Origin of the sequence: Mesorhizobium sp. M7A.F.Ca.US.007.01.2.1 (genome assembly GCF_003998165.1) — a bacterium.
In the GTDB taxonomy this organism is placed as follows: Bacteria; Pseudomonadota; Alphaproteobacteria; order Rhizobiales; family Rhizobiaceae; genus Mesorhizobium; species Mesorhizobium ciceri.
The window spans coordinates 1-25,182 of record NZ_RZQP01000077.1; the positions used below are offsets into that span (position 1 = coordinate 1).

At 59.9% G+C, this 25,182-nt stretch carries 23 protein-coding genes; 9 read left to right on the plus strand and 14 right to left on the minus strand.

Going from position 1 to position 25,182, the window contains the following annotated elements:
- From coxB to EN949_RS16015, 5 genes are all read right to left on the minus strand, one after another.
- Nucleotides 1–700 (minus strand): cytochrome c oxidase subunit II (gene coxB / locus EN949_RS15995; protein WP_245472422.1); only part of this gene is annotated, 700 nt, incomplete at its 3' end.
- Nucleotides 697–1,230, minus strand: a complete 534-nt coding sequence (locus tag EN949_RS16000) for a c-type cytochrome (RefSeq protein ID WP_027161881.1) — start codon at nucleotides 1,228–1,230, stop codon at nucleotides 697–699. The genes EN949_RS16000 and coxB, both read right to left, overlap by 4 nt.
- The gene (locus EN949_RS16005; RefSeq protein WP_063174003.1) at nucleotides 1,227–2,096 is read right to left on the minus strand and encodes a substrate-binding domain-containing protein; all 870 of its coding nucleotides are present in this window, start codon (nucleotides 2,094–2,096) and stop codon (nucleotides 1,227–1,229) included. The genes EN949_RS16000 and EN949_RS16005 overlap by 4 nt, the downstream gene beginning before the upstream one ends.
- The gene (locus EN949_RS16010) at nucleotides 2,077–3,957 is read right to left on the minus strand and encodes a methanol/ethanol family PQQ-dependent dehydrogenase (RefSeq protein WP_127371086.1); all 1,881 of its coding nucleotides are present in this window, start codon (nucleotides 3,955–3,957) and stop codon (nucleotides 2,077–2,079) included. Before EN949_RS16010 ends, EN949_RS16005 begins: the two co-directional genes overlap by 20 nt.
- Nucleotides 3,954–4,658: a heme-binding protein gene (locus tag EN949_RS16015; protein ID WP_082827622.1), complete on the minus strand. Its 705-nt coding sequence runs from the start codon at nucleotides 4,656–4,658 to the stop codon at nucleotides 3,954–3,956. The genes EN949_RS16010 and EN949_RS16015 overlap by 4 nt, the downstream gene beginning before the upstream one ends.
- Nucleotides 4,659–5,380: 722 nt before the next feature.
- Here EN949_RS16015 and EN949_RS16020 point away from each other — a divergent pair.
- Nucleotides 5,381–5,686 (plus strand): hypothetical protein, encoded by a 306-nt coding sequence (locus tag EN949_RS16020; protein ID WP_024504611.1) that lies wholly within the window; start codon nucleotides 5,381–5,383, stop codon nucleotides 5,684–5,686.
- 606 nt (nucleotides 5,687–6,292) lie between these two features.
- Here the strand turns inward: EN949_RS16020 and EN949_RS16025 are convergent.
- The 4 genes from EN949_RS16025 to EN949_RS16045 all read right to left on the minus strand — a co-directional run bounded on the left by EN949_RS16025 (nucleotide 6,293) and on the right by EN949_RS16045 (nucleotide 10,761).
- Entirely contained in the window at nucleotides 6,293–6,805 is a 513-nt protein-coding gene (locus tag EN949_RS16025; RefSeq protein WP_024504610.1) for a ferritin-like domain-containing protein, read from the minus strand.
- A gap of 327 nt (nucleotides 6,806–7,132) precedes the next feature.
- Nucleotides 7,133–8,605, minus strand: coding sequence for a protein adenylyltransferase SelO (locus EN949_RS16030; protein WP_024504609.1), 1,473 nt, complete (start codon nucleotides 8,603–8,605; stop codon nucleotides 7,133–7,135).
- 672 nt (nucleotides 8,606–9,277) lie between these two features.
- Nucleotides 9,278–10,513: a site-specific integrase gene (locus EN949_RS16040; protein ID WP_245461867.1), complete on the minus strand. Its 1,236-nt coding sequence runs from the start codon at nucleotides 10,511–10,513 to the stop codon at nucleotides 9,278–9,280.
- Entirely contained in the window at nucleotides 10,510–10,761 is a 252-nt protein-coding gene (locus EN949_RS16045; RefSeq protein ID WP_127367627.1) for a hypothetical protein, read from the minus strand. The genes EN949_RS16040 and EN949_RS16045 overlap by 4 nt, the downstream gene beginning before the upstream one ends.
- A 414-nt stretch (nucleotides 10,762–11,175) precedes the next feature.
- Here EN949_RS16045 and EN949_RS16050 point away from each other — a divergent pair, with 414 nt between their 5' ends.
- On the plus strand, nucleotides 11,176–11,715 hold the full coding sequence (locus tag EN949_RS16050) for a hypothetical protein (protein WP_127367628.1): 540 nt from the start codon (nucleotides 11,176–11,178) through the stop codon (nucleotides 11,713–11,715).
- A 117-nt stretch (nucleotides 11,716–11,832) separates the two neighbouring features.
- On the opposite strand, the gene EN949_RS16055 is transcribed toward EN949_RS16050, so the two are convergent.
- From EN949_RS16055 to EN949_RS16075, 5 genes are all read right to left on the minus strand, one after another.
- Nucleotides 11,833–12,261, minus strand: coding sequence for a hypothetical protein (locus EN949_RS16055; RefSeq protein ID WP_127367629.1), 429 nt, complete (start codon nucleotides 12,259–12,261; stop codon nucleotides 11,833–11,835).
- 185 nt (nucleotides 12,262–12,446) lie between these two features.
- Entirely contained in the window at nucleotides 12,447–13,904 is a 1,458-nt protein-coding gene (locus tag EN949_RS16060; RefSeq protein ID WP_127371723.1) for a hypothetical protein, read from the minus strand.
- 116 nt (nucleotides 13,905–14,020) lie between these two features.
- The gene (locus EN949_RS16065; RefSeq protein ID WP_127371400.1) at nucleotides 14,021–15,988 is read right to left on the minus strand and encodes an N-6 DNA methylase; all 1,968 of its coding nucleotides are present in this window, start codon (nucleotides 15,986–15,988) and stop codon (nucleotides 14,021–14,023) included.
- 278 nt (nucleotides 15,989–16,266) lie between these two features.
- Nucleotides 16,267–16,734: a hypothetical protein gene (locus EN949_RS16070; RefSeq protein ID WP_127367306.1), complete on the minus strand. Its 468-nt coding sequence runs from the start codon at nucleotides 16,732–16,734 to the stop codon at nucleotides 16,267–16,269.
- A gap of 322 nt (nucleotides 16,735–17,056) precedes the next feature.
- Nucleotides 17,057–17,641 carry an amino acid synthesis family protein gene (locus EN949_RS16075; protein ID WP_127371724.1) on the minus strand — a complete coding sequence of 195 codons (585 nt, stop codon included), beginning with the start codon at nucleotides 17,639–17,641 and terminating at the stop codon, nucleotides 17,057–17,059.
- Between the two features lie 197 nt (nucleotides 17,642–17,838).
- Here EN949_RS16075 and EN949_RS16080 point away from each other — a divergent pair, with 197 nt between their 5' ends.
- From EN949_RS16080 to EN949_RS16110, 7 genes are all read left to right on the plus strand, one after another.
- Complete coding sequence (locus tag EN949_RS16080) at nucleotides 17,839–19,644, plus strand: helix-turn-helix domain-containing protein (protein WP_127371725.1); 1,806 nt, start codon at nucleotides 17,839–17,841, stop codon at nucleotides 19,642–19,644.
- 191 nt (nucleotides 19,645–19,835) lie between these two features.
- On the plus strand, nucleotides 19,836–20,828 hold the full coding sequence (locus EN949_RS16085; RefSeq protein ID WP_127371394.1) for a flavin reductase: 993 nt from the start codon (nucleotides 19,836–19,838) through the stop codon (nucleotides 20,826–20,828).
- The gene (locus EN949_RS16090) at nucleotides 20,825–22,336 is read left to right on the plus strand and encodes an aldehyde dehydrogenase (RefSeq protein WP_127371726.1); all 1,512 of its coding nucleotides are present in this window, start codon (nucleotides 20,825–20,827) and stop codon (nucleotides 22,334–22,336) included. The genes EN949_RS16085 and EN949_RS16090 overlap by 4 nt, the downstream gene beginning before the upstream one ends.
- Before the next feature lie 39 nt (nucleotides 22,337–22,375).
- Nucleotides 22,376–23,449 (plus strand): LLM class flavin-dependent oxidoreductase, encoded by a 1,074-nt coding sequence (locus EN949_RS16095; RefSeq protein WP_127367613.1) that lies wholly within the window; start codon nucleotides 22,376–22,378, stop codon nucleotides 23,447–23,449.
- Nucleotides 23,449–24,279 (plus strand): alpha/beta hydrolase, encoded by an 831-nt coding sequence (locus EN949_RS16100; RefSeq protein WP_127371476.1) that lies wholly within the window; start codon nucleotides 23,449–23,451, stop codon nucleotides 24,277–24,279. Before EN949_RS16095 ends, EN949_RS16100 begins: the two co-directional genes overlap by 1 nt.
- Nucleotides 24,272–24,658: a carboxymuconolactone decarboxylase family protein gene (locus EN949_RS16105; protein WP_127367231.1), complete on the plus strand. Its 387-nt coding sequence runs from the start codon at nucleotides 24,272–24,274 to the stop codon at nucleotides 24,656–24,658. Before EN949_RS16100 ends, EN949_RS16105 begins: the two co-directional genes overlap by 8 nt.
- Before the next feature lie 131 nt (nucleotides 24,659–24,789).
- On the plus strand, nucleotides 24,790–25,182 hold a 393-nt coding region (locus EN949_RS16110), incomplete at its 3' end, for a transporter substrate-binding domain-containing protein (protein WP_127371727.1).

Sequence of the window (25,182 nt, forward strand, 5' to 3'; positions counted from 1 at the left end):
CGTTCAGCCAGGCATCGAATTTCGGGCGCGGCTCGGCGATGATGAAGGTGCCCATGTTGGCGTGCTGCGCACCGCAGAATTCAGCGCATTGACCACGGTAGACGCCTGGCTTGTCCGCCTTGATATCCAGGACGTTCATGTGGCCCGGGATAAGGTCGAGCTTGCCGGCCAAGCTTGGGATCCAGAAGGAATGGATCACATCGGTCGAGGTCAAAAGCAGCCGCACCGGCTCGCCGGCAGGGATATGAATCTCGTTTGCCGTCGTCAGGATGCGGCTCGGCGTAGCATCCTCGTAGCGCACCTCCCACCACCACTGGTGCCCGGTCACCCTGATTGTCAGCGCAGCCTCCGAGCCGATCGCAGCCAGCGTCCTGTTGGCGAAAAAGCTTAGCAGCGTCAGTCCGATCAAGATGATGGTGGTCACTCCGACGGCGGACACGACCACGCGCATCTTGCCGCGTTCGGCCGCTTCGTCGAGTAGGAGGGGTTCATCGCCGGAACGCGATCGCATGACCAGCGGTGCTGCGAGAGCGATCATCACCAGCGCCCAAACAACCGCGCAAAGCGCGGTAAAGAACCAGATGAGCCAGGCCAGCTCGCCGGCTGCGGGGCCCTTCGGGTCAAGCGCCGACTGCCAGCCTGCGCATCCCTGCAGAAACAGGACACAGAAGGCGAAGGCCATCGAGGCCGGGCGCTTCACGGTGATTTGCCCAGTGTCGCGGCATCCGGCAGGCGGTTTTCCGAGGGATGCACCATCATGTCGTCATCGCGTTGCGGCGCGGCGGAAGACGGCGCGTTGCCGCCCAGTGCGCGCACGAAGGCCGCCAGCTCCCATATCTGGTCGTCGGGTATCTTCTGGCCGAAGCTTGGCATCCCGTTGGGCCTGCCGTCGCGGATCGTGGCGTGGATGCTTTCCATCGAGCTGCCGTAGATCCACTTCTCGTCCATGAGCGCCGGACCCATGCCGCCACCGCCATTGGCATGGCAGCCCGAGCAGTTGAACCAGCCGAACAGGCGTTTGCCCTCGCTCATGTGGAAGGCGTTGGCCTCGAAGCTCGCCGCCTTGTTGTCGGTGGGGGAGGGTCGCTGTCCGCCCGGCTCCAACGTGGTCACAGGCGTCGGCTGCTCACCTGAGCCGAGCGCCGATTGCGGTCGCGTGTCGCGCTCCTCGCGCTGGCAGGCGACCAGGGCCAGTGTCAAGGGCAGCAACATCGCCAGAGCGCGCCTCATCGGGCCGGTCTCCCGGCCATGTCCAGACGCGGTACGCCGTATCGCGCCAGAACCTCGTCGATCTCGGCCTTGTGTCGGGCAAGCGCGCTATTCACATCGCCACGCAGCGCATCGTCCTCGCGTCGAACACCCATTGAGATGTCGTACATCAGCGGCAGTTGCGGTCCATCGATGCGAGGCGTGACCGGCGTGATCCGGAGCGGCACCTTTTGCCTCTGCGCGAAATAGCCGGCGAGCGGACCCCAGACCACGGCAAGGTCGATCTCGCCGTTCGCGACAGCTTCGACGATGCGCGCCGGCGGGTTGGGAGCAGAGTAGTCGCCATAGACGGGGTAGCCGATGAGGTGCCCGACAATGCCGCGGCGGCCAAGCGCCTGGACAGGCGGCGAGTTGGCGCCATCGTCGCCGATGAGCTGAACACCGATGCGCAATTCTTGCAACCGCGGGTCGTTGAAGGACGTCACGTCCGGGCCGTCCTGGCGGGTCACGAAGACATAGGACGAACGATAGTAAGGCGTGGTGGTGCGCAGCATTTCGAGATTGGCAGGCGTGCCGGGCACGAGATCGCAAAGGCCTGCCTTCAGCGTGTTGCGGATGAAGCCACGGCGCTGCGCCCACCAGGTATACGTCAGCTTGGCGCCAAGATCAGTGGCGACAATTTCCGCGATCCTGTTCTCGAAGCCTTGACCGGCCGCATTGGAAAACGGCATGTTGTTCGGGTCGGCGCACACTCTCAATTCACGTGCGTTGGCAACAGCCGGAAAGAGCAACAAGGCGAGCCCGGCCATGCCGATCGCCACCCGTTGGAACGCCTTTCGCGCCGGACGTACGGTCAAGTTCAATCCATCAAGGCAGCCGGAACACATAAAGCGTGCCTCCCGCCGTGGTAGCGTTCTTCAGATCCTTCATCGCGTTGACGAAGCCAAGTGCCGCGGTGGCATCGCGTGGGTCTAAGTCGCCCGAAACGATGGCGCCGGCCCAGCCACCGACGCCTGACAGAATTGCGACATACTGGTGCCCATCGGGGCCGCGATAGGTTATTGGCTGGCCGATGATGCCGGACGATGTCTTGAACTGCCAAAGCAGATCGCCAGTCCTGGCGCTGACCGCCTTGAACCAGCCTTCCATGGTCCCGTAAAAGACGACATCGCCGGCAGTGACGACGGTGCCGCTCCATACCGGAAAGTTCTCCTTCAGGACCCAGGCCGGCTTGGCGGCGGCAACATCCCAGGCGGTAAAAGCACCACGATTGCCGCCCGGCCCGGGGATCATACGTACGTTCATGCCGACATAGGGCGTGCCTGCGATGTAGTTTACCTCGACGCCTTCTTCATCCATGCAGAGATTGTTGTGGGGGATGTAGAGCAGGCCGGTCCTCGGCGAAAACGCCGATGGCTGCCAGTCCTTGAGGCCGGATGCCGTCGGACAAATGTCTCGGACCACCTTGCCGGTGCCGGTTCTCTTGTCAGGGTTTGCAATCAGGCGGCCGGTCTTCAGATCGACGCCTTTGCTGGAATTGACCGGGCCATAGGCTGTGGCCGATAGCACCTCTCCAGTGGTCCGATCGAGGATATAGAGGTAGCCGTTGCGTTCCGGTCGGACAAGGACCCTGCGCGGCTTGCCTTGCCAGGTCATGTCCAGAAGGATCTGCTCGTTGATGCCGTCATAGTCATGGAGGTCATGCGGGCTCCACTGATAGAACCACTTCGCCGCTCCGGTATCGGCGTCACGCGCGAAAATACCGGACGTCCATTTGTTGTCGCCTGGCCGCAAATCCGGATTCCACGGTCCTGGATTGCCTGTGCCGTGGAAGATCAGGTTCAAGTCCGGATCGTAGGAGATCCAGCCCCACATATTGCCGCCGCCGATCTTCCAGGCTTCCGGTGGCCATGTCGTCACGCCAAGGTCTGTGCCCCTGTCCATGTCGTAGTGGGGCTTGAAGTCCGGGCCGATCAGCACATCCTTGTCGGGTCCAGTGCCATAAGCCGTCCAGACAACATGCCCGTCTCCGGCATCCAGCGCCTTGACCCAGCCGCGGACGCCCATTTCGCCGCCGGAATTGCCGACCAGAACTTTGCCCTTCACCACCAGCGGAGCCATGGTGATGGTCTCGCCGATATTGATGTTGCCGATATGAGTGTTCCAGATCGGCTTGCCCGTATTGGCGTCGAGCGCGATCGTGTGGCCGTCCAGCGTGTTGAAGAAGATGCGTCCGTCGGCGAAGGCCGCTCCGCGGTTGACGACATCGCAGCAGGCCACTCCTTGTGCCGCCGGCTCGGGGTTGGGCTCGTACTTCCACTTCATCGGCGCGCCGGGCCTGGAAAGGTCGAGCGCGTAGACGATGTTGGGAAAGGGCGTGACGATGTACATGTTGTTGCCGACGACCAGCGGCGCTGCTTCCTGGCCCTTGTTTACGCCGGTCGAGAAGGTGAAGGCGACCTGCAGGTTCTTGACGTTGCCTTCGTTGATCTCGCTGAGTTCGCTGAAGCGGGTCGACGCGTAGTTCTTGGCCGGCATTATCCATTGCCCGTCATCGGGTGGCGCCGCGGCGGCGGGCGGCGCGATAGCCGCCGCCGATGCGGGCTCCGAGGCACCGCTCAGAAACAGGCCGCATGCCAGCAGCATCCCCGAGAGTATGCCCGTGCGAAAGGAATTCTCGGTCGCCAATGCGCGGGCGCCTTGTCCTGCGTCAACGCGCGCTGGTGCCGGGTGCAGCATGCCTTTCATTTGTGGATCGAGCCTCCCACGCCGGCGCCGAGCTCCGCCGCGATGTCAGCCTCGGTGCCGGCACAAAGCGGATGGCCCCAGCCCGAGGCGCTTTTGCCGCCGGGATCGACATCGTAGACGATGGCGTCCTTGCGATTGGGATTGACCCCGGCGGGAACCTTGTCGAGGCCAAGCGCCGCGCGAACACGCCAGGCGACATTGTGATCGGCGCATGAGGAATCTCCTGAGACCCCGAGGCCTCCGACGATGCTCTTGCCGTCATAGAGGGCAAGCCCGCCGCCAAACACGACGACGCCTCCGATTGGCTTGCCGACGAGAGGATCGCTGGCACTTCCAAACATTTTGGGATCGCCCGCATAGGCTGCGGCCTGGTTGACCGGGTTGGTCTCCTGCAAGCCGAAAAGCGGCCCGCCCGGCTGCGTCCCCGCGTAGAGATTGGCCGTCGATAGGGCCATTTGCGCCAGGCTGAGCCCATTGGCTGTATTGGCCTTCTCCGCCGCGACGAGGCGACTGCCTGGCCATTGCGAATCGGCGGTGGGACCGCTGAAAGCGATCGCGCACACCGCGCCGTCGCGAGCAACGACAGCGGCCCATTCGTTGGTCTCAAAGCCTCCGTTGGCAGGTCCGCCGCTTGCTTTCACATTGGCCTTGAGTGCGGCGAGCAGCTTATCGTGGTCGGCCGGGCAGGGCGCCTGTGCCATGGCTTGGCCCTGTGGGAACAGGCCACTCGTCAACAACACCAGACCAAAGGCTGATAGCAAACGCCGACAGCGATACATTGTCCTGCCCATTCGTTCGAGCATCAAAGAACCCCGGAGCATTCTGGCAGCCTGGAAAATGCGAAAATGAGTCCGTGGTCCAATGCCGTCGCTATTTAACTTGGGCGATGCAGCTATGTTCCTGCTTTTGCAAAAAATTGCGCAGCCGCGTGCGCCGATGCAAGGTTGCCGTCTGTCCGTGTCGCCGGCGCAATATCCGCGGCCGAGATCGTGGTACCTACTGTCATACGTGTATTGTGATGCAAACGACACCCGGCGAGAAGGAATAAACGTAGCCAAAACAGGCAGTTGACGGGCTGACTGATCCCTGCCCATTGTGCCGGCACCTATGAACGTTGCGCCAGCATTGCCAAGGCAACCTGTCGGCCCTTGGCAATGGGAGAAAACCTGCCTGTCATCGAGGAGTCGGGCACGCCCCTTTGCTTGGTCGAGGCTCGCCTACATCCAACCACACGCCGCCAACTGCGGCGGTGTCACGGACTGGCTGTCGTGGCACACTTTCAGGCAAGGCCAGGATTTCCATCTGCAGTCACGGAAGCAGGAACTTCCCGTCAGCCTGGTTCACGTTTACGCCTTTGCCCGCAGCGTCAGCCGATGGAACATGATGCCGGTCGCCGCCGTTGGAAGAGCTTGGAGGCGGCCGCATGCACCTTGTCCAGATCCTGCTTCCTCGTTCCGACAACGCGGGTGAGCCCTTCGCCAAGGAAGACTTCGATCGTGTGAAGGACGAACTCGCCAATACGTTCAAAGGTGTCACCGCGTATTTTCGGACGCCCGCGGAAGGGGTTTGGAGGGAGGGAAAAGAGTCCGACATGGACGAGATTGTCATCTTCGAGGTGATGACGGAAGAAGTCGATCTGCCCGATTGGCGAAGGCGCCGAGCGGAGTTGGAGCGCCGTTTCCGGCAGGACGAGATCATCATCCGCTACCTACCGATGGCATTGGTCTAAAGGTCCAGACGCCTCCGGGATTGGGTTTTGCCACCCTCCTTCCCGAGTTGAACTGCATTCGAAATCTGGAATGGCCTATTAGAGGTTTAATTACGATCCTTTGGACCTGCGTAATTCATTCAGTGGGTCTTCTGTAGGGCATAATATTGCGCATCGGTCGAATTAGAGAGGGAAGGAAATATAACATACGTTCCATCAACCATTTAGAGTTTGTCGATGTTTGTACTGATGACACTGTTATTTTACTGGTTGCAAGCCTTGCGAGTCGACCTGACGGGGTCAGTCTGGACAGGACCGAACCGCCTGCTTCAAAGGGTTGACCGGAAATGGGCGCATTGTTGGCTGTCCAGTGACTACGCTCCTACGGCGTCGGTCATTTTTCTTTTGCTGCCGCCGATCGGTTCTGGCCGGTCGGCGCCGTTGTCTTCGCGTCTTTCGAATGCGCTGCTATTGCAGGACCCGCGCCAGTCGACTTGCGCATATCGCCGTTGCCAGCGGGGCCGGGCTTCTTGCCGAGTAGTCTTGAAACGAGCGTACCTAGATATCCCATTGATACCTCCCGTGAGATTCGCGTAGCGACGGGCCAGTCTTCACCTGGTGGGGCTACTACACGTTTTCGGCAGCCATGTTGACAGCCGATTCAGCGAGTTGTGTCAGCGCCTCGTCGGTCGCCTTTTCCTCTCCAACGGTTAAATTGAGGAGCGAAACAGCTTCATCCAGCCCGAGTTCGGAGGCCCAGGTCTTCAGTGTGCCATAGCGTGAGATTTCGTAGTGCTCCACAGCCTGGGCCGCAGCCAGCAGGCCGGCGTCCAGGGCAGGTGTGCCCTTATATTCCTCCATGATCTCGGCACCTTCATCGGTGATGCCCACAATAGCCGCACACGTCTTTCCCTGCGGCTTCTTGCCGATCACTTCGAAAACCTGTTCGAGCCGGGCAACGTGTTCTTTCGTTTCCTCGCGGTGCTTTTCGAACGCCGCCTTCAAATCTGGGCTTTGAGCGGCCTTTGCCATTTTCGGCAGCGTCGCAACGATCTTCTTTTCGGCGAAATAGATGTCCTTCAACGTGTCGTGGAAAAGTTCGTTCAGGCCCTTCGGTGATGCCTTCTTAGTGGGTGCCATCCTGTGTTCTCCCGTTCGCGCTCAAAAGCGAGGCGGAATAGCAACTCGATGCAGGGCAACTGGTTCCGGAGAGCGTTCTCTGATTGCAGTGAAATTGAACGCCACCATTTATTCAGGACAGCCATGACGCTCAAGACCTGTCTCCCAGCACCCGCCGCCCGACGCTCAGGTAGGCCTGGCTGCAACGGGGGAAGCATCGGCACGGGTGATCGACAAGCTTCCGTGAGTCCATAATCGTCATAGATCAGACGCTTCCGACTACTCACGACGGTAGCTTGCGAAGGGTCTTCCGCATTTGCACATGTTAACCGGCCATCATTCAATGTCTCATGTGCCGCAGAATGTCTTTAAGACGCGTTCATCCGGGCGTGGCGGGTCAGCATAGCGTTCCATTTCCGGCTGCTCATCGAAGGGCCGGCTGATGACCCTCAGAATCTCCTCGAAAGGTGTGAAGTCCCCGCCCAGCGCCGCCTGGATCATAGCCTCGATGCGATGGTTGCGAGGGATGAATTTGGGATTGACGGCATGCATGACCGCCCGGCGCGCGGCCGTGTCGGCAGCATCGCTTGCGATGCGCTGGCGCCAGCGCGCCGACCAAATATCGAATGCGCCTGGATCCTCAAACAACTGCCGCGCCCCGCCCTGATCGTCCGGGGCGGCGAGGTCGTCGCCCAGACGCCGGAAGGCGAGCGTAAAGTCGGCTTCGCTGCGAGCTAACACATCCAGAAAATCAGCCGCGAGCTGCAAGTCGCCTTCCGCCTCGGTCAGCAATCCGAGTTTTCTGCGGAAGCCGCGCTGCAACACAGTCTCATATGAGGACTGGAAAGACCCAAGCACCTCTTCGGCTTGAGAGACGGCTTCACTCTCGTCCGTGCTCATGAGCGGCAGCAGAGTCTCGGCAAAGCGTGCAAGATTCCATGTCGCCACATGAGGCTGGTTGGCATAGGCATAGCGGCCGACACGGTCGATCGAACTGAACACCGCGCTCGGGTCATAGGCGTCCACGAAGGCGCATGGGCCATAGTCGATCGTCTCGCCCGAGATCGTCATGTTGTCGGTGTTCATGACGCCATGGATGAAGCCGACCAGCATCCAGCGCGCCACCAGATCGGCCTGTGCAGCGACAACGGCCTCAAGCAAAGCGCGGTACGGCCGCGCTTGCCCGACCAGCTGCGGGAAATGGCGTTCAATGGCATAGTCGGCGAGGATCTTGAGGCCTCCGGTATCGTGGCGCGCAGCGAAATATTGGAAGGTGCCTATCCGGATATGGCTGGCCGCCACTCTTGTAAGGACAGCGCCGGGCAGCCGGACCTCGCGATAGACCGGGTCCCCGGTGAGCACAGCCGCCAAGGCGCGAGTCGTCGGAATGCCCAGCGCGGCCATTGCTTCGCTGACGACATACTCGCGCAGAACCGGGCCGACGGCTGCGCGGCCGTCGCCATTGCGCGAGAACCGCGTCGGTCCCGATCCCTTCAACTGGATGTCACGGCGAATGTCGTTAACGTCCACCACCTCGCCAAGCAGCAGAGCGCGCCCGTCGCCGAGCTGAGGCACGAAGTTTCCGAACTGGTGACCTGCATAGGCCAGGGCGATTGCCTGCAAGCCTTCCGGAAATCTATGGCCAGAGAGCATATCCAATCCATCCGGGCTGGTAAGCTGGTCGGCATCGAGCCCGAGTTCCTCCGCAAGTGGCCGGTTGAATCGGATCAGCCGGGGTTCGGACACCGGCTTCGGATCCGTGTGCGCGAAGAAGCGCTCGGGCAATTGCGCATAGCTGTTGTTGAGGGCGAGAAGCCGCATCTGAATGCCCTGAGTTTATTCGGCGGTCGCAGGTGCCGTCATGACAATCTGGCTCTGACGGGAAGGACCCAACAGCTCCCGTCTCGAGGAGACTGTCTTCACTTGTCATATAGGACACAATCTCGCTGGTACCATTCGGATCCATCAGGCCGGCACCGGATAAGCTTTGAACTACCCGCCTACGTCGCGTTTCGGGCTACCGTGCGACGAAAGGCGACAGGCAAGCTGACCCCTTCTGCTGTCTCGACCACAGAAGGCCTTGTGGATCCATTGTCCATGACGACGATCTTGTCGGTCACCCTCACGGCCGTACTAGGCCGCAGGCGAAGGAAAAACTGTCGAGACTACGTTGCAGCTGGGGCACCTCCCGAATGGCGCGGACGTCAGGTTTATAATGATGCCCCGACGGTACGCTGGCCGCAACCCATACGCTCGCCGGGCGGATCCGTACGGGCATGTCATCAGGCGAGATCAAAGAAGATACGGTCGCGTTCCCGCGTTTTTGATCCAAGCGATCGCGCGCCATTGGACACAATCACCCTAAGGGGGTCCTTTAAATGCCATCCTTGGCGTCATAGCCGCTACGTTCGAGGAGAGCATGGCGGGCCCGAACCGAAGCCTTCCCTGGTGGGAGGCCCTCCGGGCCCACCATTGGCTTTCGCTGCCGTTGATTTAATTGGGTTTTTTGTACTTTTTTGTCCCACTCTCTTCCACCCCCTCCAAAAGTGGGACATTTTCGTTCTCGTTTCGATCGAATACCGGAAGCGTCCGGGCAGACTGCGCCACTATCCGGCGGCGTGCCTTGCGGATGTAATGATCGGGCTGCTGATACGTCGTCCAGCCGTAAATCGCCTTCAGCTGTTCATGCGTGGCACCGTTTTCTGCGGCAACGGTGGCGCCTGCGTTGCGGACCCCGTGGGCGCTGCAGCCCGGGAGCCCCGCTTCGTCGCACCATTGGCGCATCTTGTTACCAAGGCCGTTTTCCGAGAAAGGCCGGCCATACTCGGTGACGAGGAATGTCAGGTTGCCGGCCGGGGCGAAGGAAAGCTCATCCTCGAGTTCCGGGAGCAGAGGCAGTTCGACGACAATCGCTTCCTTGCGCACCTTGCTCTTGTCGGTCTTGCCTGGCTTGATCCTGATCCATTTCTCCCAGGTCCCGGTATCCTTGTTGCGAACCTGGGTAATGTGTTGTCTGCCGAAGATTGCTGCATCGGACAGTCGCAAACCTGTGAACATGAAAATCGCCAGCGCCATACGAGCCATGGTGCCGCGCGCATGCCGTTTCTCATACTGGACGATCTCCGACACTTCCCAGGTGTGGAAACCTTCGCCATTGCCCGAAGTCAGGCGCTTTATTCCGTTTGCCGGATTGACCTCGACCATCTCGGCATCCTTGGCCCAAGCGAACATTGCGCTAATGGCTTTTGTAATATTGTTGGCTGCCCCCGGAGCGTCTGACCGGGTATCACGTAGCTCCTTGACGTGAGCTCGCTTCATGGCCGCGAATGGTAATGAACCCTTCGTCGAAAAGTCCGGATTGACCGGCCCGCTCAGCGGGTGAGGCAGTTTGCACACGCCTTCGAGTATCGTTCGTCGTCGAAGCATCGTGCCTTCTCCGACCTCTGCGCCACCGCGCCGGAAATACTCCTGGCAAAGCCACATCAGACTTCCCGGCGGGGCCACTGGCCTCACTACAGGCCTGACCACATTCTGAGCCGAAGCATAGGGAACGCCATCTCGCGCGCAGCGCACTTCTTCGTGGAACTCGGCTGAACCTGGCTTTTCTCGCAGACGGATCTTTTTTCTACCCGGTGCGCGGAAGTACAGCCGGATATTGCCGTGCCGATCCCTGTCTTCGACAACGCCTTTCAGATTGAATTTCACCATGGTGCTCGCCACGTCCATCATCTGCGATCCCAAGGATTATCGCTGGAGGACACGCCGTCAAGTTTGCTGTTGCGGTGTGGTAGCCGCCGGAATGCCTCTGCCAGTTCCTCCACGTCCCAGACATAGCGGTCTTTGCTGGGCATCCGCGGCTGTGGCATACGGCCATCCGCGACCATCTGGTCGAGCGTCGTTGGACTGACGCCGATAGCTACCGCTGCCTGTTCTCGATTAATGCCGAACAGGAGGAGCCCGCCAAGTGCGCGTTTCATTGCTTTTCTCGCTGCACATCGCCTCGCGGGCTGAGTTCCGCGACAGGGGAGCATTCACCTAAGAAGCAATCACGCTACCCTTTCCTTGCAATGCCTGGAATGGATCTGTCCGGCCAATGCGGCAAACGGCGGTAGCGGCGTGAAAATAGGATAGCAGACCGCGGCTGCGGGGGTTCGAGTCGGGAGAGCGCTACATCACAAAACCCACTATCGAGGAAGCGTTCTTTTACTATCGTCGGCATGCAGCATGACATCGAGTTTTAATCCATTATTTCCAGCCCCGGTGCAGAGCGGTCCCCGCCGCGCAAGAGTACACCGTCGGTTAGATTGTCCGTTCTCGCCTGACTAGACGATTCCGCTTGACCGATGCCATTGACCGATGATGGTGGCTCATTCGCGCAAGGAGCCGACATAATGCAGCTGATTAATCCGTTTCGCACTGGGCTTCTCAAGGATTGCGAGAAGGGCGAGCTGATTGCGCTGAGCTACGGGCAGCAGCGACCAGCCTATGCTGTGCTGTCACATTTCATTAGCCCTGACGGCGACGATCTCGCAGTTCTGGCAGTCCTTCGACCGTCAGACCAGGACGTGCCGCATATCACGGTGATTAACAGCCATAACGACTGCATCAACCTCGGGTCGAACTGGATATTCGAAGTCGAGATGCCTGATGCGGCGGCCGGTCAAGGGTTTGATGATGACGGATCGAGGCCAGGGACCGTGACGATCGCTGGCAACGAGCCCGTTATCAGGCTCGGTCGCGAGCCGGGGGACATCCGTTCTGCGCCGCGACATTTCAATCTTTCCACGATGCAGGCGGAAGCCTCCGCGCCGCGTGGATACACCGTTTCGATCGGCAGATGGGCTGTTTGGCTCAATGACGAGCAACGGAGCAGAGTCAACACCGAACCGCTGTTTCGATGGCCTCCGTCGGCGGCGCGAACACCGGCCTAATGGCACCTCTGCCACTCCGGCCAGAAGCGCGTGGCGCATCGTTCCATAGTACGACGCCGGCCTATGTGCGCTGCGAAGCTGAAAGCCATAAGGAGGCCCTGCTGGAAACGAGGCGGGCTACCCGCCACCCATTGCTTGTGCAAAACCGCCAAGAAGTCCGCCGACTGCAGACCCGATTTTGGCATAGACGTCGGCGCCTAAGCCTTCCTTCGGCGGCTCCTGGATCGTTTTCACGATAGAGTACTCCAGGTCGGACTCCACCGGTGGCTTGGCTTGGACTATTGCGATTCCCTTCGATGTGAGCTGCACGCCATTGAAGTAGTCGCATGGATCGCCCTCTTGAATGCTATCAGTTCGGATCAGACCTTCATCGAGCATCCAATGAAGGACATCGTTGAAGGTGGCGTGAACTTCGTCCTCATCACCTTCACGATAGAGCATGACCTCCATGGAATTTTCGGCCGAATAGTCGACCTTTCGAAGCCCGTGGTCGAGCAAGTCTTTCAAAATGAAGCCGATTGTTTGGAAGTGGTAGTCGAGAGCCATCTATGTCGCATTCCATGTCGCATTGACTCGCCAAGTGTCGCAGGAAACTCTTGAAAATCAACGGAAGCCGATTGCAACGTGGCGCGACATGCAGGCGGCCCGCCTAAACTTCTTTCTGATTTTCCGGAAAGCGGCCATTTTGCGAGCAGAGCGCGTCGCATGAATCCATTTTGACGCGACGCGCTTTAATTCAATTTGCGAGACGGTTTTACGGTTTTTTGCCCGGCAAGGGCGTTCTTTCGGCAAGCCTGGAACCAGTGTCTTCTAGCAATTTCTATAACCTCTGAAATGGCCTCCTTGCCGGAAACGTATTTTGCCGCGTTTTCAGACGCCAGGTCATTGAAGCGTAGCTGGTCCTTCTCAAAGAGTTCGACGATCGCTGCTGCTTTGGTTGCGGAGGTTGGCACCTCAATGTTTCCGACCAAGCCGAGTTGGCGCAACATCGACACATAGAGCACCCGCTCATACGACTTCAGGTCTACGGCCTTGGTTTTCGTTCGTATCGTTCCCTCTTCAAAAAGCGGGCGCGACACTTGGATCGAGGCGCCTGCCGGGATGTTTACCAACTCCAAAATCTCTTCCTTTGGCAAAAACGCGCGCGGGAAAAGTGACACCAGATGTTCCAATTCTTCCCATACGCGCTTACCGGCTGTTTCCGCGGGGCGCTGGTTTCGATTTAGGCCCGTGACATTCATTTGGCGGCGGTTAACCCGCATCTGGGCCTCGACATCTTCGATGTTGCCGCGCCATCTGCCATAGCTGGCATATAGCGGATCGAGAAAGGCGGCGGCGAGGCCGCGAGACATTCCCAACGCGACGAGCAGCGAGCTATCGAGGTCGCGCCTGAGTTGCAATACGTTCCCCGTTCGCGACGGACATGGCAGCATCTCACCATTCTCTCTGATCGCTTCGAAAGCAGCCAACACCAATTTTCGCCCTTGCTCGTCGAACAGGCGAATATCAGGCACCTTGATTTTGCGAGCGGCGGGCGGGCCAACGTCAAAGGCCCCCTCCACCCCCGTTGCGACACCCTCAATGAGGCGACCCATCGCCGCAAATGTGCTGTTGAGCACGGCGCCAATAAGCTCTGAATTGTTTTTGTCGATCGGCTCTGCTCCTACAAAGCGCCCGTTTAGAACCGCCGCATGCGGATTGTGCCAGGCCCCGTAGTCATAGGCAGAATTGTATGGGAGTACCCATTCGCTTGTGACCAAGGAGCGAACCTGCACGTACCAGCCAGCGTCACTGCCGTTACTTTGAACAAGCTCGCCCTGGTGGATCCCGATTAGCTCACCGAGACGCACATACTCAGCCAATCCGTGACGTAGCCTGCCTGACTGCGGGCAAAGGTATAGATGCTTCGTGTCCTTCGAAATAGCGAAGAGCCGCGTATCGCCGGCGAACAATTGGTGGGGATTGAGGATCGCGGGACGCAAGTCGGCAGAGGCTATTTCCCCTCTCCAGCCATCTTGGCCTTCAACCAAAATAATTCCTCGGCGGGACAAAAGCTCTCCGCCAGTACTTGGGTTTGGCAGGCGTTCTACGAAGAAAAACCCATCCGCTCCCGTCTTCAAGCCGAGCCTCACGGTGGCAAATGTATGCAGAGGGACAAAGTCTTCCCGCACGGCAAGCTGCAAAGCCATCTTTGGAGCGCGCAAGAACCGCGCTCGCCAAGCCGATCCCCCGTAGCCAACGGCGGGGCTGTGATCGTCCAACGCTAAAGAATCTGTGATGTCGGATGGATTCACTATCGCGGAACCTATTTTGCGCCCAATATACGCAGTTGCCTTTGCGAAACGGCACTCCAGTCCATATCCTCTCCCTCGCCATCTCCACTTAGGGCTAGAATCCGGTCGCGAAGCTTGTCCACCGCTCCCATGTGTTCGACTGGTGAATCGTGCAATCCAATCAAATTGCGAACGGTCTTACGGAGAGTGACAAAGCGCACAATGTTTTCATCGCGCGTTGCCTTATCAGAGCATTGCCGAGCAATTGTTACCACAGTTCCAACACGCGCTTCGGAAAACCAAGCCTCCGCGCCGCTTTCGATAAAAGCTTCAATCGCAAAATTGTTGAGAAGCCATTCCTGCAACGGCGCGCCATAATCGCTGTCGAGCCACTCTCCAGATGTCAGCAGCGCCAGGTACCCTCCCGGTTCGAGAAACTGGGCACCATGAAACCAGAAATAGACGTGGTAATTCGCAGATTTTGGCAGTTTTTGAGGGGACCGCACACGGCTGCCTTTACCAAGCACGCCGGAAACTTCCGCCTGACGCTCCTTTCCCAACTTGTGTATGCGGATATAGGGCGGGTTCCCTACAACGGCTCGCATCGAAGGCAGAGCGATGGTGACCATCTCTCGCGGCTCCGCAGAGGCATCCAAGGGAAGTTGCATGAACTTGTCGCCGGGCTCAATGCTGAAGAAGCTCTTCGTCGCCACGCGCGGATAGTTGTTTTCAAATTCTAACTGCTTCGCCGCAAGATTGACCGTCGCGATTGTGGCCGCGAAATGAGACACGTCCACGCCGAACAATTCGGTGAGGCGATCTTGATGCGATTGCGTCGGGCAGAGCGATTTCTTTCTCGTATAGGCACGAACGAGAAATGTCCCTCCGCCGGCGGCAGGATCAAGAAGATTTCCTTCGCCATTCGGCAGGGCAAAAGACAGCATCAGGTCGACGACGTCCGAGGACGTATAGTGTTGACCCCATTCATATCGTTCATTCGGTTCAATCAAGCGCTCAAAGAGCCTTCCGAGTATGTCGTGATCTATAGTACTTAAGTCAAAATGCTCGATATGCTCCACCATTCTCCTCCAGAACGGCACACAATTATCAGCTATAAAGGCATACTGCGAAACACGATCCCACGAAAACAGCGTCTCATAGTCTCCGGAAATTCGTCGAGCCTCCTCGAATTGAAAGCTTAGCATTTGGGCTGCCAGCTTTGAATTGGTGGAAGGAGGCGCAGGCAAGGATAGTGGTTCCAACCCAGGCTTTGATCGTCTCAATGCTTCATAGAATAGTAAGCGGGTAACGAAGACATAGCCTGTCAGTTTTGCTGCCCGATTAACTTCGGCTTCCCATTTAGCAGGATCGTGCGTCCATCCTTGCTCGTCTACCATCCATTGAATCAATGCGCCTTGGAATGCTGGATTGGATGCTCGCTGCGCATGCATAGAGTCTCGGATCGCTGCGACGGGTGCTGTCATCAATTCGCGCAGGGCTTCGACAAAAAGCTCATCAGGAGCCATGCCGGCAGGTTTTGAGAGGCCGGTAATGATAGGAGCAAGATCGTGAAGCGCACTTACCCATGCCTTTGACATCCGGGTGAGAACGATTGGATCATCTAACTCTGCACGGAGGAAAGCCTCCCCCAGGATCTCCTTGTGAACGATCTTTGTAATGAGCGAACCGGTTTGCTGCGTGTCGATAAGGTAAAGTGATTTAGCATCGGATGTGAACGCCCAACGACATCCGTGCGCCAAAGCTTTCGACACCGCATCCCTGAGATTTTCAAAATCGAGCGGCGAGGGATTGGCGTGATCGGGCAGCCGAATTTCTCCACATAAGGCGGCTTGATCCCCTTGTATGATTAGGTCGCTACGCTGCCGGCTGCCAGGCACATGTTCTTCGACTTTGACCTTGTGGAATCGCCACGCAGGATTGGCAGCAGCGGCCTGCTCCCACCACTTGCTGACTTCAGCCGCAAAACCCCACTCATTCACGCCACATATCTCCGTACATGCACACTGGTTACGCCGGAGAGCTTTCGGAACAATTAACCATGTAAATGTTGGGTTTAATTGGATATTGCTTTGTTATTCAAAGGGCCGGTTAGGGGAAACTCACAAAGGTTTGCTGCCCGCGTCCTTAAGTTCGTGCGAGGCCATTTGGCTCCGGTTTCTCACCACCGAACTGGCCATAGTGGTTCGGTCCGCGAGCGTGAAGCTGTGGCGGTGGACGACTTTGATCAGCGCCGCGCCCCCGGAGGGCTGTCGATCGCCTATAGCGATGGTTCGTTGAGATGCGTTAGAATTTGACCAGACCGCACTGGATCGATCCTGTCTGCCTCTGTGAGGGCCCAACGTTGCCATGCGTCCAGTGCTGAGGCATCGATATCAGCCGAACCATCATCGATCGCGCGACGGACGCGCTCAACAAGCGCGCGAATGTCTTCAGCCTGACGCAGCAACTCTCCGCTGGTCCGCAGATTCTGTAGGCGCTTTTGGTTGAGTTGGACTAACCATTCCTGGCGCTGCTTCTCCTTTTCAATCCGCTCCCGCTCTGCCCGCTCCTCGGCTTCCCGCAGGCTAAGGCGAAACTTTTTCTCGCCAGCTACGATGATTGCAGCCGCGATCTCAGCGATCTTTGACTCAAGCTTGGCTTCGCCGTCATCGTGCCAGGAAAATGTATTCTTGCGGTCGAAACCCGGATCGATCCGCAGGGCAATGATTGCAATACGATTTCGCATTTTTAGCGCTCCAATGCATCCGTCGGAATGACGGTTGCCATGAGCCCGACTTCTCGTCGGGCGGTTACTCTCGGAGACGCTGGCCGAACCGTGCTGTGCACAGTTGACGTGTACTCGACTGCCTGACGAAGGTGACAATGGTCAGGCAGTTGTTTTTCGCGACGGAGCCTAGAATAGGTCGGCTCCTTGCACGAAACAAGGTCCCGCTGCCCAGAAGCCACCCCGGTTTATAGAAGGCCTTTCGCAGCCAATGTCCCGCAGTGGCGCGCTTGAAAGACAGGACAAAGGCTGGCCGGTTTACGACCTGACACGACTCCGATTATCAGGAGGAGCCGTTTTCCGCGTCCATTTCCGCTATATCCTGGAACCTGTCGGCAATCCTGGCGTGAACGCGTCCGCCGTTGGCTGCACCAATGGCAACCAGCACTTCATCGGCACCCGGTGCATCGGCGATCTGGAAGTTCGCGGTGATGAAATGCGAGCGCCTCCCGTTCTCGCTCTTGTGCATCATTGGCAGTGACAACAACGCCCCCGCGGCGTTTCTGGTGTTGCAGAATTCGAGATAGGTGGTGCCGCCGACGGCATCGCGGAACAGATTGCCAAAGCGCAGCGTGTGGATCAACGCCGAGGCGTGTTCGATTTCGCCATTGATACCGACGGCCGCGGCCTTGCCGTAGGATTCGATCTCGGCCGGCGGCATCAAGGCGGTCAGCCGCTGCGTAAGTTCGGCGCCGAGCCTGGGGGCGATGTCGATGATCTCGGGGCGAAGGTTTTCGACGAAGCCCCGTTCCATCCACGGGTTCTTCAACACGGCGGCGACGACGATCGATGTGACCGGTTTGCCAGCGACCTTGCCGCCCTCGATCCGAACCTCGTCGATGAAGGTGCAGACTTTCCTGATTTCCATTCGCGCCAACGGTCCTTCTGCCCAAACTCGAAAGGGCCAGGCTAGGAAGGCGCGCACCACGCGTCTTCCTCTGCTTCAGAGGAAAAACCGGATGTCTCGCTCTCGGAAGACGTGTAGCTTCACTCGGCCGCGAATTGCTTATATCGGCGCTCGCAGTGCCAACAGGAACAGATCGGTCAGCCGGAACAGTCGCACCAGTGAACCATCAGTCGCAAATCCTGTCGTTACGCGACGCCGCCAGCCTGATCGACTCAGGCGGCGATCTCAGCACGGTGTTGCGTGATCTGGTGTTGGCCGCCTGCCGGCATGCCGGATGGACGATGGGGTCGATCATGAGCATCGACGCACCGCATGGCCATGCTTACGTGATCGTTCGCCATGACCCGACCTTGATCCAGCGGTCGCTCCCCGACCGCTGGGAACTCGCCACCAGCCCGTCGATCGTTGCCCTGCAACGCAACGAGGCCGTCTATATCAGGGATGCTCGGGTCTCGGAGGAGTTTCCTGGCTATCGCATGGAGGCTTTCGAACGCGACTACCGCAGCGTTCTGGTAATGCCGATGAGTTGCCTCGACGAGGCCGCAAGGCCGATGGTGCTCAGCGTCATCTCGCGAGAGATCATGGACGTCAGCGCCGACGATCTCGCCTTCATCGGGATGATCGTCCATCTCGGTGAAATCGCTGTCGAGAAACAGCACAAGCTGCGCGAGGAGAAGCGTGCATCGGAACGGCTCCAGCAGGCGCTCCAGGCACATACGTCGCTGCTGCAGCAGGCCTTGGCCGAAAGCTCGATGCCTTCGCTTGCCGGTAAGATCGCAGCATTGGTGCCCAACCCCGTCGTCGTGGTCGATTTCACCGCCAACCTGATCGTCGCCAGCCGCTCACCGAGCGAGAAGCATTTCGACGACGCGGCCTGGCAGCTTGCCGCCAGCACCAGCCTGCACCGGCAGATCATGAAGGTCGCGCGGTCGGCGGTGGATCAGCCGCACAGCGAGGCTCATACATTCTTCCTCGACGACGGCATGCGCCGTCTGCGTCTCACCGCGAAGATCGAACCGTTGAGCGTTGATGCCGAGGCTGTCGGGGCAATGGTCATCTTCACCATGCAGGAGCCCTTCAGCCAGCTCGACCTGCTCCTGCTCGACAGTGCCAAATTCGCGCTCAGCGTCCAGATGATGCGCAGCTTCATCCGCTTCCGATTCGAGACACGCACGCTGACGGAGTTGTTCATGGAGGTGGTCGAGCATCGCTGGCACGCCCCCGCCGATGTAATGCAGCGGGCGCAGCGGCTTGGCGTAGGGCTGGCATCACCAAAGCAGATGATCCTCATCGATCTGCCTGAAGCCGCCCAAAGCAGCGCCGGACGTCTGGTCGATCCGCATCATGCGGTGATCCGGTTGCTGCAGCAGAACTCGGTCGCGGCTGACATCATCGTCGTCGACAATGGCCTCGTCTGCCTGATCCCGGCTGAGCTGGGCGAAGACAGGGACCGTATCGCCAAGCTGCTGCGCAAGGTTGCCGAGGAACTGGGGCGCCAATTCGGCCAGGAACCGTTCGTCGTTCTTTCCGGTCTCTGCACCAAACTTGCGGACTATCCCCCGGCATGGGATCGCTGCCGGCGCATGATCCGCATCGGACGCTCGTTCGGCCGGACCGGCGTCTTTGCCAGCCAGGATTTCGGCCCGCTGCCGATGCTGATCGCGGCCGCCGAGGTGGAGGATGTGCGGAGCTTCGTGCAGGACAGTGTCGGCGCCATCGCCGATCACGATGGCCAGCACGGCACCCCCTATATGGAGACGTTGTTCTCCTATCTGCGCGAAGGCTGCCGCAGCCAGGCCTGCGCTGATGCGATGGGGCTGCACGTGACCACCTTGCGGTACCGGCTGGCGCGCATCCAGGAACTGTTCGGTGTCGATCTCGATACCCCTGAGCGGCGCTTTGCTTTCGAGCTCGCCATCCGCTTGCGCGAGGTCATCGACAACCGCGATTCGGTCGAAAGATAGCATCGTTCCAGCCTCCGCCGTGCGGACTGTTTCCAGCTTGGGTATCTTCCCTGCCGTTTGCGTTGTTGTCCGCGATCCTTGCTCGCAAACACAGCAGCCTCTCTGCCTACTGTTCCTATCAACAGGAGGAAGAACGGCTGCAGGTCAGCGGCTAACGTCTCGCGCAATACGAAGAGGGAACACGAGGCCAGATGCTGACGACTCCACAGCCAACGATCGATCCGATTGCACTGAGAAGGGCATTCGGAACCTTCGTGACCGGCGTCACAGTCATCACCACCCGCGACGCCGATGGCACGCCGCGCGGCATGACGGCCAACTCCTTCACGTCGGTCTCGCTTGATCCGCCGCTGCTTCTGGTTTGCGTCGGCAAGGCCGCTGCCAGCTATGCCGCGTTCAACGCGTCCGACTCTTTCGCGGTCAATCTTTTGCATGAGGGGCAGACCGACGTCTCGGCGGTCTTCGCCTCGAAGGCGCACGACAAGTTCGGCTCGATCAGCCATGACCGTGTCCACACCGGGGCGCCGATCCTCAACGAATGCCTGACCTGGTTCGACTGCACCGTGCACAACCGCGTCGATGCCGGCGACCATGCCGTTCTCATCGGCGCCGTGCAGGCGTTTGGCACCAGTCCGTCGGCACCGCTCGGCTTTTGCCGCGGACGCTATGCCTCGGTGAAGGATCCACTGCCACCGGGCTGGCTTGCTTCCCACTCGATGATCGTCGGCTATTTGATCGAAGCCGAAGGCAACATCCTGTTGCGCGCCGACGGCAAGGGCGGCTGGGTGCTGCCCAGCGCCAAGAGCCGCAAGGCGGAAAACGAACTCAAGCTCGAAGGCGGCGACGCACTGACGCTGCTTCCGGATGAGACGTTTCTTTATTCCGTCTTCGATGTCGCCGACAGCGATCCCGGCTACCTCATCTATCGCGCCCGGCTCTCCGGCGCTTCCGCCGCCCTCACATTGCCCGCGGGATTCAAGTTCTTTCCGCTGGCGGACCTTCCCTATCAAGACATTCCGGCGCGCGAAATCCGCGCGCTGCTGCGCCGCTACAGCCGCGAGCGGCACGACGAGCGCTTCAGCATCTACATGGATTCGGGCGATGGCGGGCGTCTCGCCAGCATTGATGGCGGTTCGAAGCCATGGATGCAAAGCCCCAAGGACGCCGAACAGGAACAGCCATGAAGACGTCAGTCAAATCGATCGAGAATTCCCGCCAGCAGCTGTTCATCGGCGGCGGTTTCGTCGCACCGAAAGGCGGGCAATATATTCCAAGCTACGATCCAACGACCGCCAGGTCCTGGTATGAACTGGCCGAGGCCGACGCATCCGATGTCGATGCCGCTGTGGCCTCTGCGCGAGCAGCCTTTGCCGATCCGGCTTGGCGCCGCATGACCCAGACCGACCGCGGCAAGCTCGTCTATCGCCTGGCGGAACTGGTGTTCGAACATGCCGACGAGCTGGCGCTGATCGAGACACGCGACAATGGCAAGCTGCTCAAGGAGATGCGGGCGCAGATGCGCGCCATGCCAGATTCCTACAGCTATTTCGCCGGGATGGCCGACAAGCTGATGGGCGACACCATCCCCGTCAACAAGCTTGACATGCTGAACTTCAACATGCGCGAGCCGCTTGGCGTCGTCGGCATGATCACGCTGTGGAACTCGCCGCTGATGCTGCTCACTGGCACCTTGGCGCCGTGCCTTGCCATCGGTAACACCGTTGTCATCAAGCCGTCCGAACACGCCACCGCCTCGACGTTGGCGCTGGCCGAACTGATCATGGAAGCCGGCTTCCCCGCCGGCGTCGTCAATGTCGTGACCGGCACCGGCACCAGCGCCGGCGACGCGCTGACGCGTCATCCCGACATCGCCAAGATCGTCTTCACTGGCAGCACGGCCACCGGCCGGCGCATTGCCGCAAATGCTGCGGCGAACCTGGTTTCGTGCCAGATGGAGCTTGGCGGGAAATCGCCTCAGGTCGTCTTTGCCGATGTCGACATGGACCATGCCGTCAACGGCGTCGTCTCCGGCATCTTCGCCGCCGCCGGCCAGAGCTGCGTTGCCGGATCGCGCTGCTTCGTCGAGGCCAGTATCTATGACCGTTTCGTCGACGCGCTGGTCGAGCGCGCCAGGCGGGTCAGGGTGGGCCACCCCCTGAATGACGATACCGACATGGGTCCGCTGGCGCTTTCGGCACAACTTGCCAAAGTTGAAAGCTACGTCGCCTCGGGCGTCCATCAGGGGGCGAGGATCGCGGCCGGTGGCCGCAGACCGCAATCGGCCGCGCTCGCGGAAGGCTGGTATTTCGAGCCGACCGTCATGGTCGACGCCCGCAACGACATGGACTTCATGCAGGAGGAGATTTTTGGGCCGGTCGTCGGCGTCATCCCCTTCTCGTCGGAAGAGGAGATGACCGCGCTCGCCAATGACACGCGCTACGGACTGTCCTCCGGCATCTGGACCAAGGACATCGACCGCGCGCTGCGCTTTGCCCGCAATGTCGATGCCGGAACCGTCTGGATCAACACCTATCGCGCCTCGTCCTTCATGTCGGCCAATGGCGGTTTCAAGGAAAGCGGCTATGGCCGCAGGGGAGGCTTCGACGTGATGGAGGAGTTCTCGCGGCTGAAGAACATCATGATCGATTATTCCGGGATCATGCAGGACCCATTTGTCATCCGCCTGCGCTGAGCATCACCCACACCGACCACAAAGGACGGGACAACAGAAATGAAATTTGCAGTGTCGCTGACCATGGAGCGCTTCTCGCCCGACATGCCGATGTCGAAGGTGAAGAGCAATCTGCTCGAGCTGGCGCAGATGGCCGACGCGGGCGGCTTCGAGACGCTGTGGACGGCAGAGCATCATACGATCGAGTGCACCATCTCGCCCAATCCGTTGATGACCCTGACCTGGCTGGCGCAGCACACGCAGCAGATCCGGCTTGGCACCTCGACGCTGGTGGCGCCGTACTGGAGCCCGATCCGCCTGGCTGGCGAAGCCGCCCTTTGCGATCACCTGACCGGCGGCAGGCTGGAGTTCGGCATAGCCCGTGGGTCCTATCAATACGAGTTCGACCGCATGGCCGGCGGCATGCCACAGCAGGAGGGCGTCGCCTACCTCAAGGAACTGGTGCCGGCGGTGAAGAAACTGTGGGCCCATGACTATGCGCATGACGGCCACTATTGGAAGTTTCCGCTGGCCGCGGGCGTGCCCAAGCCATTGCAGACGCCGCATCCGCCGATCTGGGTGGCGGCACGTGACCCCGGCACATTCGACTGGGCCGTAGGCATCGGTGCCAACATCCTGTCGACGCCGCTTTCAGCGCCCGCGGCCGAGATTGCCGTGCTCGGCGAAAAATTTCGCAAGGCGGTCGCCGACCATCCGGAAGTGCCGCGCCCACGCCTGATGATGCAACGCCGCACCTGCATCTACGATCGCCCGGAGGACTGGGAAGTCGCGGTCCGCCACGCCATCGACTACGGGCGCTCCTTCGAGAACCTCTTCCAGAACATCGGCACGGTAAAGAACGGTTTCCCCGAGGCTGTGCCTTATGAAAGCGTCAAGGGCAAGGACAACTACAATCCAGAGAGCATCCGCAAGAACCTGATGTTTGGCACCCCAGGCGAGATCATCGAGAAGCTCGAGGATTATGAGGCCGCGGGCGTCGACCAGTACTGCCTGGGACTCACCTTCAACCTGCCGTTCGAGCTGCAGAAGAAGACGATCAGGCTGTTCGTCGATGAGGTCATGCCGCACTTCGCCACGCGGGATCGCACCAGGGCTGTCGCGGTGGGGCACTGATGGCGATGGCGACCGGTTCCTTCGTTCACGGCGATGTGGCGCTCAACTATCGTGTCGACGGGAACGGGCCACAGAAGCTGGTCTGCATCCATGGCGTCGGCTCCTATCTGGAAGCGTGGAGCGGCGTCGTCGCTCGCCTGCCGGATCAGTTCACCGTGCTCACATTTGATCTACGTGGCCATGGCGGGTCGGCGCGCATCAAGGGACGCTACGAGATTGATGACTTCGTCGGCGATACGCTGGCGCTGGCCGATCATGCTGGCTTTGCGCGCTTTCATCTTGCCGGCTTCTCGCTGGGCGGCCTTATAGCCCAGCGCCTGGCACTGACCCATCCCGATCGGCTTCAAAAGCTGGTGCTGCTGGCGACCGTCGCCGGGCGCTTGCCGGAAGAACGGCAGGCGGTTCTGCGTCGTCTCGCCGCTTTGACCGCCAGCCAGCCGAGTGCGCACCATGCCGCGTCGCTCTCGCGGTGGCTGACCGAGGAGTTTCAGGAGCGCAACCCGGATGTGATCGCCGAGCTGCATCGGCGCGACGCCGAGAACGATCCTGCGTGCTACGCCGCCGCTTACCGGGTTCTGGCCGAGACAGATTTCGGCGGCATCCTCGACCAGATCAGGTCGTCGACACTGATCGTGACGGGGGAGGACGACCAGGGATCCAACCCGCGCATGGCGCGTCATATGCACGACCAGATCCGCGGCTCGCGGCTCGAGATCCTGCCGGGGTTGCGGCATTCGATCCTGATCGAAGCGCCCGGGCCGGTCGCTGGCCTGATTGCGGATTTCCTGAATGACCACTCACGACGGGCAGGGGCGACCAGCCATGGATAGAAAATTGCAGAAAGCCGGCGAGGCAGTCCGCCGCAAAGTACTGGGCGACGACTATGTCGACCGCGCAATCGGCAATGCCGACGACTTCTCCAGGCCCCTCCAGGACATGCTCAACGAGTATTGCTGGGGCACATGCTGGACTGACGCCGCGCTCGATCTCAAGCAGCGCAGCCTGCTCAATCTCGGCATTCTTGCGGCACTGGGGCGCATGCATGAATTCGGCGTGCATTTTCGAGGTGCGATGCGCAACGGGCTTGGCGACGACGAGCTGCGGGCGGCCCTGATCCAGATCGCGGTCTATTGCGGCGTTCCGGCAGGTGTCGAGGCCTTCCGTGTCGCGCGTGCGGTGCGCGACGAAGCAAAGGCCGACACGCCATGACAAGCGTTTCGCGACCGTCGGCTTACCTTCGTTCCGAGCAATCGGCGCGGCAAACCTCCTCTGCCTCGCCGGAAGACGGCGACGGCAGTCTCATTTCTAAATTAGCAACAACAACAAGGGGAACGGTGCACATGAAAACATCTCTGAAATTGGCGACATTGGCGGCTTCGCTTGCCCTGACATTGACGACGCTTCCGGCTCAGGCCGGCGCGGTGCTGGACCGTGTCGTGGCGGCCGGAACTCTCAAGGTCGCAACTGACGCCAACTGGGCGCCGCAGTCCTTCCTCAATGCCAGCAACGAGCTGGACGGCTTCGACATCGATGTCGCCAAGGAGATCGGCAAGCGCATCGGCGTCAAGGTCGAGTTCGTGACGCCGGGCTGGGACATCATCACCGCCGGCAACTGGGTCGGCCGCTGGGACATGCATGTCGGCTCGATGACGCCGACGAAGAAGCGCGCCGAGATCTTCGATTTTCCCGCTGTGTACTACTACACGCCAGCAGCGGTTGCGGTTCACAAGGAC

Bases quoted from the DNA above. Each gene is read 5' to 3' on its own strand.
- EN949_RS16105 (WP_127367231.1), top strand. From the start codon at position 24,272: ATGGATAGAAAATTGCAGAAAGCCGGCGAGGCAGTCCGCCGCAAAGTA.
- EN949_RS16060 (WP_127371723.1), bottom strand. From the start codon at position 13,904: ATGGCTTTGCAGCTTGCCGTGCGGGAAGACTTTGTCCCTCTGCATACA.
- EN949_RS16000 (WP_027161881.1), bottom strand. From the start codon at position 1,230: ATGAGGCGCGCTCTGGCGATGTTGCTGCCCTTGACACTGGCCCTGGTC.
- EN949_RS16020 (WP_024504611.1), top strand. From the start codon at position 5,381: ATGCACCTTGTCCAGATCCTGCTTCCTCGTTCCGACAACGCGGGTGAG.
- EN949_RS16085 (WP_127371394.1), top strand. From the start codon at position 19,836: ATGCTGACGACTCCACAGCCAACGATCGATCCGATTGCACTGAGAAGG.
- EN949_RS16075 (WP_127371724.1), bottom strand. From the start codon at position 17,641: ATGGAAATCAGGAAAGTCTGCACCTTCATCGACGAGGTTCGGATCGAG.
- EN949_RS16005 (WP_063174003.1), bottom strand. From the start codon at position 2,096: ATGTGTTCCGGCTGCCTTGATGGATTGAACTTGACCGTACGTCCGGCG.
- EN949_RS16050 (WP_127367628.1), top strand. From the start codon at position 11,176: ATGCAGCTGATTAATCCGTTTCGCACTGGGCTTCTCAAGGATTGCGAG.
- EN949_RS16070 (WP_127367306.1), bottom strand. From the start codon at position 16,734: ATGCGAAATCGTATTGCAATCATTGCCCTGCGGATCGATCCGGGTTTC.
- EN949_RS16010 (WP_127371086.1), bottom strand. From the start codon at position 3,957: ATGAAAGGCATGCTGCACCCGGCACCAGCGCGCGTTGACGCAGGACAA.
- EN949_RS16090 (WP_127371726.1), top strand. From the start codon at position 20,825: ATGAAGACGTCAGTCAAATCGATCGAGAATTCCCGCCAGCAGCTGTTC.
- EN949_RS16055 (WP_127367629.1), bottom strand. From the start codon at position 12,261: ATGGCTCTCGACTACCACTTCCAAACAATCGGCTTCATTTTGAAAGAC.
- EN949_RS16015 (WP_082827622.1), bottom strand. From the start codon at position 4,658: ATGGCACAGGCGCCCTGCCCGGCCGACCACGATAAGCTGCTCGCCGCA.
- EN949_RS16045 (WP_127367627.1), bottom strand. From the start codon at position 10,761: ATGAAACGCGCACTTGGCGGGCTCCTCCTGTTCGGCATTAATCGAGAA.
- EN949_RS16100 (WP_127371476.1), top strand. From the start codon at position 23,449: ATGGCGATGGCGACCGGTTCCTTCGTTCACGGCGATGTGGCGCTCAAC.
- EN949_RS16025 (WP_024504610.1), bottom strand. From the start codon at position 6,805: ATGGCACCCACTAAGAAGGCATCACCGAAGGGCCTGAACGAACTTTTC.
- EN949_RS16030 (WP_024504609.1), bottom strand. From the start codon at position 8,605: ATGCGGCTTCTCGCCCTCAACAACAGCTATGCGCAATTGCCCGAGCGC.
- EN949_RS16040 (WP_245461867.1), bottom strand. From the start codon at position 10,513: ATGATGGACGTGGCGAGCACCATGGTGAAATTCAATCTGAAAGGCGTT.
- EN949_RS16095 (WP_127367613.1), top strand. From the start codon at position 22,376: ATGAAATTTGCAGTGTCGCTGACCATGGAGCGCTTCTCGCCCGACATG.